The organism is Taibaiella koreensis (genome assembly GCF_003545715.1).
GTDB classification, from domain to species: Bacteria; Bacteroidota; Bacteroidia; order Chitinophagales; family Chitinophagaceae; genus Taibaiella; species Taibaiella koreensis.
Genome location: NZ_QVNU01000001.1, coordinates 125,861 through 137,134, shown reverse-complemented (window position 1 = coordinate 137,134; position 11,274 = coordinate 125,861). Strand labels below are relative to the sequence as shown.

At 51.3% G+C, this 11,274-nt stretch carries 11 protein-coding genes; 1 reads left to right on the top strand and 10 read right to left on the bottom strand.

Annotated features, from left to right (window positions below):
• Positions 1-6: 6 nt before the first annotated feature.
• Entirely contained in the window at positions 7-906 is a 900-nt protein-coding gene (locus tag DZK30_RS00590) for a DUF72 domain-containing protein (protein WP_162902725.1), read from the bottom strand.
• A 288-nt stretch (positions 907-1,194) separates the two neighbouring features.
• Entirely contained in the window at positions 1,195-3,195 is a 2,001-nt protein-coding gene (locus tag DZK30_RS26480; RefSeq protein ID WP_162902724.1) for a TonB-dependent receptor plug domain-containing protein, read from the bottom strand.
• A gap of 244 nt (positions 3,196-3,439) precedes the next feature.
• Between DZK30_RS26480 and DZK30_RS00580 the strand changes: the two genes are divergently transcribed.
• Positions 3,440-3,913, top strand: coding sequence for a MarR family winged helix-turn-helix transcriptional regulator (locus tag DZK30_RS00580; protein ID WP_162902723.1), 474 nt, complete (start codon positions 3,440-3,442; stop codon positions 3,911-3,913).
• Between the two features lie 142 nt (positions 3,914-4,055).
• Here the strand turns inward: DZK30_RS00580 and DZK30_RS00575 are convergent, their stop codons facing one another.
• From DZK30_RS00575 to DZK30_RS00540, 8 genes are all read right to left on the bottom strand, one after another.
• Positions 4,056-5,009 (bottom strand): DUF5777 family beta-barrel protein, encoded by a 954-nt coding sequence (locus DZK30_RS00575; RefSeq protein WP_205529339.1) that lies wholly within the window; start codon positions 5,007-5,009, stop codon positions 4,056-4,058.
• Positions 5,010-5,083: 74 nt separating this feature from the next.
• Positions 5,084-5,635, bottom strand: a complete 552-nt coding sequence (locus tag DZK30_RS00570; protein ID WP_118972142.1) for a YceI family protein — start codon at positions 5,633-5,635, stop codon at positions 5,084-5,086.
• Between the two features lie 42 nt (positions 5,636-5,677).
• A complete protein-coding gene (locus DZK30_RS00565) occupies positions 5,678-6,061 on the bottom strand; it encodes a hypothetical protein (RefSeq protein WP_118972141.1) in 384 nt (127 codons plus the stop codon).
• 25 nt (positions 6,062-6,086) lie between these two features.
• The gene (locus DZK30_RS00560; RefSeq protein WP_118972140.1) at positions 6,087-6,506 is read right to left on the bottom strand and encodes a c-type cytochrome domain-containing protein; all 420 of its coding nucleotides are present in this window, start codon (positions 6,504-6,506) and stop codon (positions 6,087-6,089) included.
• 13 nt (positions 6,507-6,519) lie between these two features.
• Positions 6,520-6,915, bottom strand: coding sequence for an OB-fold protein (locus DZK30_RS00555; RefSeq protein WP_118972139.1), 396 nt, complete (start codon positions 6,913-6,915; stop codon positions 6,520-6,522).
• A gap of 104 nt (positions 6,916-7,019) precedes the next feature.
• The gene (locus DZK30_RS00550) at positions 7,020-7,778 is read right to left on the bottom strand and encodes a LytR/AlgR family response regulator transcription factor (RefSeq protein WP_118972138.1); all 759 of its coding nucleotides are present in this window, start codon (positions 7,776-7,778) and stop codon (positions 7,020-7,022) included.
• A gap of 28 nt (positions 7,779-7,806) precedes the next feature.
• On the bottom strand, positions 7,807-10,668 hold the full coding sequence (locus DZK30_RS00545; RefSeq protein ID WP_118972137.1) for a sensor histidine kinase: 2,862 nt from the start codon (positions 10,666-10,668) through the stop codon (positions 7,807-7,809).
• On the bottom strand, positions 10,665-11,231 hold the full coding sequence (locus DZK30_RS00540; protein WP_205529338.1) for a YceI family protein: 567 nt from the start codon (positions 11,229-11,231) through the stop codon (positions 10,665-10,667). Before DZK30_RS00540 ends, DZK30_RS00545 begins: the two co-directional genes overlap by 4 nt.
• Positions 11,232-11,274 lie beyond the last annotated feature (43 nt).

Here is an 11,274-nt window from a genome sequence, read left to right as displayed (position 1 = left end):
ATAGCTTCACGAGTGCGCTACCTGTGTTTGCAAGGATAACAAAGGCAATCCGGCGCCGCAAACATTATTGAGCTGTTCTGTGAGATATTGGATCAGCCGGGGTGCATGACGTTCGTCCTTTTGGTGCACAAAGAAGTAACACTTTTCAAGACCCGCATTCATCCATTGCTTTATCCGCGTCACCCAGTGATCGATGCGATGATAATCTGTTGCATGCAGCGCATTGCCGATAAAGCGGATATAACATTCAGGCTTGCTCAGCTGCATATGGAGCGCCTCGCGCCTGGCAGCAGCATCGGTAATCACCGTTCCTCTTTTTTTCTGTTTCAGGAACTGCAAAAGTTTCTGGTCGTAGCTCCCCGATGTGTACCATGCTTCGTGGCGCAGCTCCAGGAACAAGTCGATCGCAGGTGGTATGGCGTCTATAAACGTTTCCAGCGTTTCTCTGTCCTGCGGGAGCAATTGCGGATGCGGCATCAGGAAAAGCGGGCCCAGGTTTTTCCCAAAGACCGAAACCAGGTCCAGGAACTCCGATAGCTGTGCCTGTACATTGCGCAGTCGCCGTACGTGGGTGATATACTGTGTCAGTTTGGGACAGAATAAAAAGCCGGGCGGGACCGCTTTCTTCCATTGCAGCACCTGCTCGCGGCTGTGCAGGTTATAGTAAAACCCGCTGAACTCGATCGTATTGAAAATACGGGCATAATGCCGGAGCATATCCTGCTCGCCTACGTCGGGCCTGTAAATGGTTCCCACCCAATCCTTTCTTCCCCATTTGGCACACCCGATATAAAAACGGGTTTTCCCTTTTCCCTTGGCCAATATCGCCTGATTCATTTCGGGATCCGGAGGCAGGCTACAATCCATGTGCTCCAGTTCCTGTTCGGTTACTTTTCCAAATTCCATTGCCGGGTGGGTTGTTTTAAGTTTGGTAACGGCAATATTTATTTTTTCCACAAAAAACATCCCGGATCATACGCAGCAGGCTCAGCTGGCTTTGGCGCGATTGCTTTATGGCAAGCAAAAAAGCACGGGATGTAACAGTAAGACAAAGAAAGTATCTAGGGGTACTAACGCATTGCTGAATTAAAATAGTGTCGGGTAATAAAAAAAATCCTGTGTTTCAATTTGACATCCACCCTTTAAAGGTAAGGCATTTCGTATTAGGGAAAGACAGCAGCCGATCCCGGGGTCTTACCGCTGCCACCAGGACCATTTAAGACCTAAGGTTGCCCAGCGGCCCGGCATTGGTACAGCGCCTGCTTCAATGTACTGCACATTGGCGAGGTTGGTCACATCGGCATAAATGCTGAAGCGACGATGTACGTACGCGATGCGCATATCGATCAGGCCGTAGTCCTTATAGCTGACCCTTTGCTGGTAACGGGCGGCAAAAGTTACGGTAAGCACATGAAAAAATTCAGCATTGATATTAGCGCATAGCTGGTGCCGCAGGTGTTCCAACGCATATTGCGACAATACCGGCGTTGCCTCGTTGGCTGTAGCATCGGCGCTGATGGATGCATCGAGGTAAGTATAGGACAGGCCTGTGATGAGAGCAACGGGCGCCGCCGCCGCATCGTCGCTGCGCCAGCGATAATCGGCCGACAAAGTTATGCCGCGGGTATTGATCTGGCTGAAGTTGCGCGGCTGCCAGGGAGCGGTAACCGTATCCTTGACCCAATCGATAAAGCCGTCGGTATGACGTGTAAAATAGCTCAGAGAAGCGTTGAGTCTCCGGTCGTTGTATTTTACACCGCCTTCCACATTATAGGCATATTCGGGACGCAGCTGGTCGTTACCGATATTTTGCGGTCCCTTATAGTACCAATCGGTGTAAGTAGGCAGCCGCTGCCCTGCGCCGGCATTGGCAAAGAGCCGCCAGCCGCCATAGAAACGGTAGCCCGCATCGATACCCGGCAGCACACGCCAGCCGAATTCGGAGTTATAATTGGCATAGGCGCCTACGTTTACCAGCAGATTCTTTACCTTATTGAAGCTGTATTCGCCGAAGAAGCCATAGTTGCTGCGCTGCCAGTTGCCCAGGCTGCTGCTGTTAATACGTTCGTTCCGGAGCTCCAGCCCCAGGCCAAACGTGCCGATGTCGGTATCAAAAGTATTATTGAGCTCGGCGTCGATCACATGCGTTTCATGCCGGTTATGATATACCTCTGGTTTTTGCCTGATGTAGATATAGTCATCATGGTTATAGCGATAGCTGATACGAGGCTTAATGGTCCAGTAGGGATTGACGGCTATGGTAGCGCCGACACCCAGCAAGCCAGTCTCGACCTTTTCTTTCGCCTCTTTATCGCCCGGCGCGGAATAAAAGCCATTGGCCCCGAAATCGTTGCCCGTAAAGCCTCCCAGGAATTGCAGCGCACTGTGCTCACCCAGTTCGATATTGTTCTGATAAAAGGCTTTGTTATTGTAGAACGCAGTATTGTAACGGTAACCTGTGGCTTGCTCCCGGCTGAGCGCAATATAATGCTGCGCCTTTTCCCCGGCCAGGCTGCCCGTTACTTGTATCCCGTAGCCGCCATACAGCTTATTATCGGTGGTATCGCGGTTGAAGCTGCTCCCTGCATAGACATTGGCGGTAATGCCCGTGCGTTCCGGCTTTTTGGTAATGATATTGATCGCGCCGTTGAGGGCATTTACCCCGTAGACGCGTGCGGCCGGTCCGCGCAGCACCTCGATGCGGTCAATGGCTTCCAGCGGCAAGGGAATATTCATCATATTGTGACCGGTCTGGGGATCACTGATCTTAATGCCATTGATCAGGACCAGCGTCTCATCAAAGGTGCCGCCGTCGATACCAATATCGCTTTGCACGCCCCAGGGGCCGCGCTGGCGCACGTCTACACCGGAAACGTAGCTCAACAACTCATTCACCGATTTTACGGGCAGGGTACGGATCAGGTTCTGGTCCAGGATGCGAATGTTGCGGTTTTGCTCCGCAAAGGGTATTTGCAGGCGGTTCTCCTGAATGGTGATCTCGTTAAGAGGCTGGATATAATATTTACGATCGCTGCCGGTATCGGCATGACCGGTAGAGAAAAGCTCATCGTCTTCTCCCATGACGGGATTGATATATTGGGGTTCGTCTTCTTCGGTCTTAATAGGGGTCTGGGCCCAGGCCGGCCCGGAAGCGAGCAGCGCAAGGATCAGGGGAAAAGTAATGTGTAATCGCATAATGGTCATTTGGGGCAAAGGTAACACAGCCCGCTTATTCTCAAAAGCGCTGCCAGCAAGGCTTAGCAATATCAACCGGTCATCCGTGGCAGTTTGTATGCGCTTGCCTATATTTAGGTAGTAGTACTAACATTATTTACCAGCCGAATGCTGATGTCAAAATAAAATGAAACCGGCGCTTCCCATTTCGTTAGTATTACTAACTTTGTATGACACCACCGCCATTGACAAATCATTAACAATCATGTCGCAACCAGTATTTGCGGAGAGCGATGCTACCGCACGCATTGTCACCGGCCTCGAACGCATTGGTCATTTAATGGAGCAACTGCTTAAAATGCAGGCAATGGAACATGGCCTAAGTCCGCTGCAGGTCAATATTCTTATCCATATCCATTTCAGGGAAAAAGCCTGCACCCTCAATCAATTGGCCGTTGCGTTTGACCTCAGCAAGGCTACCCTTAGTGTAGCGCTAAGGTCTATGGAGCAAAAAAAGCTGATCCACCGGAAAACGATGCCCGGCGATAAGCGCAGCCGGCTTATCGGGCTTACGGAATGGGGGCGTCGCCTGGCACATGTGGCAGGTTTCTACCCCGAACCTTTGCGTCGTATTGTAGCGCCCATGGCCCTTACCGACAAGCAGCGCCTGCTGCATTATATCGAAGGTATTGTACACCGCCTGGAGGCAGCTGAAGACATGAGCGATACTGCCGGCTGAAGACATCGCTCTTTTGTGCGAAGGCGATCCAAAAGGCTAATGAGGTTGCTGAATCATGACATCAATGCCGGATGGACTACCCAATACAAAAGGAGCTGCCCGTACTTTGGGGGCAGCTCCTTTGCATCACACATCGCCTGCACTACCATATCTTATTCCTCGAATTCTTGAATTCTTTAGGCCTTACGATGGTGAATATTCTTGAGATGTTGAAGCCGAAATGGATATCACCCTTTTCCCACTGGCCGGTGGTTTGTCCCACCACTGTTCTTTCTGTAATGCCAGTAGAATTGGTGAACATGAGCTGGAATACGTGACCCCCGGTTTCAATATCGAAACCGAGCGTGAGCGAATTGCGGGTACCTCTCATTTTATCGCCGATCAGCATGTAATATTCGCCGGTAAAGGCGATCCTGTTGGTCAGCTTGATCCGTCCACCCAGGCCCATAGCGAAGATATCGTTGGGCTCATCGCGGAACTGTACGAAATTATAGTGCACATGGGTGGGCATCAGCTGCAACGAGAGCCAGTTGGAAAATTTACGGGCAATGAGTAGCTGATTGACATAAGCCACGCGGTTGCTGAATGGATAATCGGCGCCCTCGGGTTGCTCCAGCAGCTTTACATCCTGGGCCGACATGGCGCCCATATAGCTTACACTTACGGGCATACCGTCATTCTCCGTTTGTCGCAACAGCTTTACTTTCACAAATCCATCTACATCTTTCATAAAGGTACTACGCCCGATACCGACCATAAGCCAGTCGGTAACGCCGTAATCAAACCCGATGCGCGTGGTAGCATTGTCCAGGCCAAAAAATTCCTTAATACCTGCGTTGAGCTGACCAAAGCGGTGATTGATCCGGAGATCGAGGATACCTTTGCCTACGTTCTCTATGCTGTGCCCGTTAGCAATACGCGTCGTTTTAAAGGTAGCAGTCGTGTATTCTTTTTTGGGTGCGCCGGATTCATCGGCGAGCATGGCCATCAGGTCGTCCCCGTCGTGCGATGAAGTATCGTGCTCCTGCGCCGTCAACATAAGCGGACATAGCTGCAGCATGAGTAAAAGAGAAAAAAGCGTAGTGGTTCGTTTCATATACGGTCAAATGATTGTTTGTTGGGATATTGGAAATGGCCATTACCACCGGGATGGCAATAGCCGTCCGGAAATTATTTGGCTTCTTTCAACACGCTGTCAACTGTGATCTCGATCTTGGATGCGATCTTGGATGCGCTCACCGAGGGGATCTTGATACCGAAATCGGCAGGCGCCACCATAAACTTGGACTTTATGGTAGCCGTACCCGACTTCACCACTATCGTACCTGTAGCCGGCACATCTTTCGTTACACCGTGCATGGTGAGCTTACCGGTGGTCTTTACATTATAGGTACCATCTTTACTGAAGTTAACATCGGCGGCATTGGTGATCTTGCCTTTGTATTCTGCTTTGGGATACTTGCTACTTTCCATATAGTTCTCATTAAAGTGCTCCTGCATCAGGGCTTTATCGAACTTAAAGCTTTTGATAGGCACAATAAAGGCCACGTCGCCACTTTTGGCATCGATCACACTGGCTGCTTCATTGTTGAACGCTTCAATATTCTCAACCGAGGTGGAGGAAAAGAAGGATACCTTGCCGGTGCGGGTCATCCATTTCTGGGCATGGCCCAGGCTTGCCGTAAGGCACAACATCGCTACAATTGCTGCTGCTTTATTCATGTCGTATTAATTTTTGTTTATGTAAGGCAAAAATGCAGGGTTTTAATTATTGGGTGCGCCGCTGTTTACCCATTTAACGATCTTGGCTATGCTGCAATCGTCGAGCTTAGGCATTCCCTTGGGCATTGGTGATGCTTGTCCATTATGGGTAATGGCAGAAACGAGCTTGCCTGAATTGGCAACGGCAGCCACACCACTGTAGTGAAAGAGATCGATACCGGTGACGCTGGCATCAAAATGACAGCCGGAGGTCGCGCAGCGCGCATCGATAATAGGCTTGATCGTGCCGCTGAAAGTAACATTGGTCGTATCGCAGCCACCGCTGCTGCTTCCGCCGCCCGAAGGGTACATATCTTCTGCATTGTCTTTATAGCAGCTGGCAAATCCGGTAAGGATCACGATGGATGCGAGTATCAGTTTTTTCATGCTTGTATCTTGTTTGCTTATGAGATCAGTTGTTGGGTGCACCATTCCGGATCCAGTTCCGGATCAGCGTTATACGTTCGGGCGACAGCCGCGGATTGGGCGTTTTGGGCATGCGGTCTTCCTCATCGTCGTCGGTAATGGCATCGTATAGTTTGGTATCACCGGGATTGCCCGGCGTAAATTTCTTGGCCGTGATGGTTTCGTAGCTTATAAAAATAAAGCCTTCGTTATTGGTGGTCTGGTTGTGGCAGCCACTGCAATAGGTAAGGAATATCGGCAGGATATCCGTCTTAAAGCTTGGATTCTCGGGATCGGCAGCGGGCCCGGGCCCTGCGGGAGGTTGGCCGGGATCTGGGTTGGCGGGCTGGGGCGATGGGCTGTGCGTACATCCCAGCGCCAGGGCCAGGGTCAGGAAGGCCAATCCGGTCATGATCTTTCTATTCATTGCTTCAAGGGGTTTAGGGTACAATACAATCACTAAGCAGCACCACCAGGGTATAGCCGTTGCAGAATCCTTTAATCGTCATTTTATCGCCAACAGATGCCTTTACACCGTCTTCCCGCATGGTGCATTGCACCCCCGACAACGGGTCGCTGCCTGCCAATACGATCACCGTATTGCCATCCTGGTTCCTGCTTACCTCGCTTACCGTTCCGCTTACTGCGAGCACCTGGTTCAGATAGGCAGCGTTGGCTTTTTGCTCGTTACCGGCAAACGCTTCAGACAAAACCCCTGCGGTCACTGCCATAGCCTGCCGGTCTTCCGCTTTCTCATGCGGCTTGTTCCACAGGTAGAGACCGGCGCCCACGCCGGCCGCCACAAGGATCAAGAGGACAATGAGGATCTTTTTCATAGGCAAGCGATCAGAAAACAAATGTATCCGATCGCTTTGCCGGAGAAAAGCGTAATACTATGAACCGGGAAAAAGGAGTAACGAAGCGGGAATCCGGCGACGGTTTACAGCTCTCCGGCGAGCCATTGCTTAAAGTGGGCCGAGCGCTCGGAGCTGACTACCGGTTGCTCGGTAGCCTGTGGCTTAAGGGTCACGATCACCCTGGCCTTGGAATAGGTCTTCATCTCAGAGATCGCTTCGAGGCTGATGAGAAACTGGCGGTTGATACGAAAAAAACGGGAGGGATCAAGCATTGCCTCAAGCGCATCCAGGTTGTAGTCGACGGGAAGATTGCGCCCATCGTGGTTGCGGGCGAAGGTTGCCCTGTTCTCGCTGAAGAAATAAGATATTTCTTCTACGTTCAGGGTTTTGATATGCTCACCAAAACGGATGAGGAAACGCTTCTTGTATTCCTGCCGGCTTCCGGGCGCAGCCGCAACAGCCTGCGGCGACCCCGTCTTAAACATATCCCTGAACTGTTTCAGCTTGGCAAATGCCCGTTGCAGATCTTCCCTCTTGACGGGCTTCAGCAGGTAATCGACGCTGGATACCCTGAAGGCGTCGATAGCATACTGGTCGTAGGCTGTGGTAAAGATGATAGGACAGTCCAGCCTTACGCTCTCCATCAGATCGAAGGCCGAGCCGTCGGCCAGGTGAATATCCATAAAGACTACATCGGGCACACTATTGACGGCCAGCCAGCTACGGGTAGCGGCAACACTGTCCAGCTGCTCCGCAATATCTGCAAGTGGCGCCATCTCCTGGATCAGCTTGCTGAGCCGGCTGTAGGCGGGCACTTCATCTTCTATGATTAATATTCTCATATCCTGTACCTTAAAGCTACAGCTTTTTCTACAGCAAGGGCAGCCGGACGATCCAATAGTTGCCCTCCTGGCCGAAATATACCTTTTTCTGGGTAAGCAGGGTATAACGGTTACTGATATTGGCAAGGCCTATGCCCGATTGCGGCTCTTTCTTGATCTTGGGATGTATCTCGTTTCTTACCGTCAGCTCGTCCTCCGTAGCGCTTATCTCGACAACAAGCGGGAGCGATGCCGACACGACGTTGTGCTTGATCGCATTCTCTACCAACAGTTGCAGCGCCATAGGCGGTATCTTCCGCCGGGTCTTCAGTGCTTCCGGAATTTCCTGCCGGAACTGCAATGCCTGGCCAAAGCGGCTTTCCTGTATGTAGAGATAGGCCGACAGCAGCCGTAGCTCTTCGCCAAGGGTAATCAGCTCTCTGTTGTGGTAGGTGAGCATATTACGATACAGATCCGACAATTGCTCGGTATAGCGCACGGCGCTCTCCGGGCTTTCTTCGATAAGATTGGTCAGGGTATTCAGGCTATTGAACAGGAAATGAGGATTGACCTGTCCCTTCAGATGCTCGTAATCAAACAGGATCCGCTCCTGCTCAAGCAAGGCAAGGCGTTGCATTTTACGGTCACGGAAACGGATCAATGCATACACGACAGCGATCAGCGTAATGCCGGCGATCACCAGGAACCAGGGGCGCCGCCATAATGGTGCAGCGATGGTAAATGTATAGGCCGCCTCGCTGGCATTGTCAAAACCACCGTTGAGCGAAGCCTCTACTCTGAAAGTAAATGTGCCGGAGGGTAATTTGGGAAAAGTGGCTACCGGATCGTTGGTATACACCCAGTTGTCGCTATAGCCTTCGAGGCGGAAACGGTAGTTGAGCCGCTCGGGATTGGTATAGCTGATGCCGTCGAAATAAAAGCTCAGGTAATTCTCATCAGGGCCGAAAGCCGTTTGTCCTTCAGGAACGGCTTTCAGGTTATTGCTGACCCGGAGAATATGTACATCCGGTCGTATATCATACACTGTACTTTGGTTCTTGAAGACCAGCATTCCTTTTTCGAATGGAACATAAACATTGCCGGCGGTATCCCTGGCGCTGCAATTGAGCACACGCGAGGTGCTGTCCATTCCCATCCCGTGCCGGCTGTTGAAATGCCTGAAGAAGCGGCTACCGGGGTACCAGAGATCGATGCAACGCTGGTAAACGGCTATCACCTGCCCTGTAGCATTGGCATTAACGGTCGACAGATTCACATCGATATCCTGCACCTCCTTTCTCCTGATGTTTTCCCATTGCCCACCGGTGTACCGGAACAAGTCTTTGTACAGGGTCCCTGCCCATATGGCGCCCGCGGCGTCCTCTGTAAGGGTATAGGCCACCGTACTGTTGGCGCTTTTGAATATGTTCCAATGCTGGTATTCCCCGTTGTGCAACAGGCATACGCCGGCGCCATCGGTAGCCATCCACAGGCGCTGACGGCTGTCGGGATAAAGCTGGTAGATATAGTCGCTGCCGATCCCGGCTATCTTATCGTGTGTGCGCACGGGGCGCAGCCCTCCGGGAAGCATTTCAAATTCCCGCACACCATTCAGGCCCGATACCCACAGGGTTTTATCCGATATGGCAATGCTCAGCACATTTTCCGTACCTGGCTCAACCGGCACCTTTTCAAAACTTTCGCTGCCGCCCTCTTTACGCCAGAGGCCGTCGCCCGAAGTTCCCATCCACAAAGTATTATCGCGATCGCAGAACAAGGCGCTAACCGGCTCAATGGCATGAAATACTTTTCGCGGCATTTTGATCTCATCGCCCAGATCGATGCAATACAGGTCATTTTTCAATGCCAGCCACAGCAGGTTGTCCCGGTCGCAGCACATAGCGGAGACCTCGGTAAGACTATAAGGCGTACTGAGGGAAAAATAATCCAGGAACTCGGCTGTAACCAGGCTGATGCCCTTTGTTGTCGCGCACCAGATGTTACCTGATTTATCCAATACAAGATCGTTGATCTTTTTATCAGGATGTGCAAAGGAATTGACCCGCGCCGAGTCGTTTCCCAACCTGGTAAGCTCCAGCAGATAGCCCTCATCGGTAGCAACCCAAAGGCGCTTGCCGGGTACCGGAAGAATATCGTTTACCTGGCCCCATTGCCAGCCGCCGGCCACTTTAAGCCTGCGGCACTGCGCCGCTTTGCTGTCGAACAAAGACAGACCACCCTGTTGTGCACCAATCCAATATTGCCCTGCCTCTCCTGTAGCGGCGATCACCCTTACGATATTGTCCTGCAATCCTTGATCGGAAGAATAGGTCCTGATCCTGGGCGCCCCGCCTTCGAAGCTAAGGGTATTGATCCCCTGATCGGTACCCACCAGCAAATGCTGCTCGTCCCGGAATACCAGCTGGTAAACAAAATCGTCGCTGAGGCCGGCGCTTCTCCCGAGCAGGCTGGCCTTTCCTTGTTGTATATGAACAAGACCCGCTTCCGTACCCAACCAAAGACTTCCGTCCCCGCGGGGGCAAATGTCCGTAACGGCAGCTTCGGGTTTGTATTGCTGCGGAAGATATTCAGCTATGGAATCATAGGTAGCCAGGTAGCCGATGCGTCCATCCTTATAGCCTACCCATACTTTGCCTTTGTCGTGAGCCAGCGCCGTTACCGGAGCCTGCATCCTGCTTTTGGTGGACTTAAAGGTCGTACCATTATAGCGAAACAGCCCTTGTCCGGTTCCTACCAGCAGATAGCCCCTGTCGTCGATCAGCAATACGTTGGCTTTAAGCGGCGTCCGGTTCTCATTGAGCCAGATGTCCTGCATAAAAGGACGCTGCGCTGTTGCTGCCAGGGCAGCACAGCATAAGGTCAACAAGAGCAGGACTCGGGTAATGGTCATTTCACTTGAGGTTGCAGTATGGCCTCTACAGCCACTTTTATCTCGGGGGATAGCTTGTCATTCACTACCCTGGGAATTTTAATGTTATGGTCGGTCAGCAACACGGCAAAATCGCTTTTGGCCAATATCCGGGCCTTTTTTACGGTGAGCTGTACTTTGATAATTCGTTCCTGTTCCACACCATGGATCATCAGCTTACCCTTGGCCCTGACCTCAGCACTACCTTCTTTTTCAAAATCGACATCCTCGATGATCTTGCCTTTGAAAGTAGCTGCCGGATAAACATTGCTCTCCATATAGTTTTCGTTGAAATGTCCCCGTTGCAAAGGATTGTTGAATCCTACAAAAGAAGAAATATCGAGCTTGAAGGCAAATGTTTTGTGGCGCAGGTCGAGAAATCCTTTCAGCTTTTTGGATGAAGCGCTGATCAACTCTTTGGGCGCTTCGGAAAAGAAATGGATCTCCCCGGCCTTTACCTCATAAATATCGGTCTGACCATAGCCGGCCAGGGGCAGGCATAGCATAAGGCAGCTTAAAATACGCAGTATAGCTGATCGGTTCATACGGAATTTGATGCTTAAATATAAGAAAGCCATCCGAATTAGA

Coding starts and splice junctions, on each gene's coding strand:
- DZK30_RS00570 (WP_118972142.1), bottom strand. CDS start 5,635: ATGAATAAAGCAGCAGCAATTGTAGCGATGTTGTGCCTTACGGCAAGC.
- DZK30_RS00580 (WP_162902723.1), top strand. CDS start 3,440: ATGTCGCAACCAGTATTTGCGGAGAGCGATGCTACCGCACGCATTGTC.
- DZK30_RS00540 (WP_205529338.1), bottom strand. CDS start 11,231: ATGAACCGATCAGCTATACTGCGTATTTTAAGCTGCCTTATGCTATGC.
- DZK30_RS26480 (WP_162902724.1), bottom strand. CDS start 3,195: ATGCGATTACACATTACTTTTCCCCTGATCCTTGCGCTGCTCGCTTCC.
- DZK30_RS00550 (WP_118972138.1), bottom strand. CDS start 7,778: ATGAGAATATTAATCATAGAAGATGAAGTGCCCGCCTACAGCCGGCTC.
- DZK30_RS00555 (WP_118972139.1), bottom strand. CDS start 6,915: ATGAAAAAGATCCTCATTGTCCTCTTGATCCTTGTGGCGGCCGGCGTG.
- DZK30_RS00545 (WP_118972137.1), bottom strand. CDS start 10,668: ATGACCATTACCCGAGTCCTGCTCTTGTTGACCTTATGCTGTGCTGCC.
- DZK30_RS00560 (WP_118972140.1), bottom strand. CDS start 6,506: ATGAATAGAAAGATCATGACCGGATTGGCCTTCCTGACCCTGGCCCTG.
- DZK30_RS00590 (WP_162902725.1), bottom strand. CDS start 906: ATGGAATTTGGAAAAGTAACCGAACAGGAACTGGAGCACATGGATTGT.
- DZK30_RS00575 (WP_205529339.1), bottom strand. CDS start 5,009: ATGAAACGAACCACTACGCTTTTTTCTCTTTTACTCATGCTGCAGCTA.
- DZK30_RS00565 (WP_118972141.1), bottom strand. CDS start 6,061: ATGAAAAAACTGATACTCGCATCCATCGTGATCCTTACCGGATTTGCC.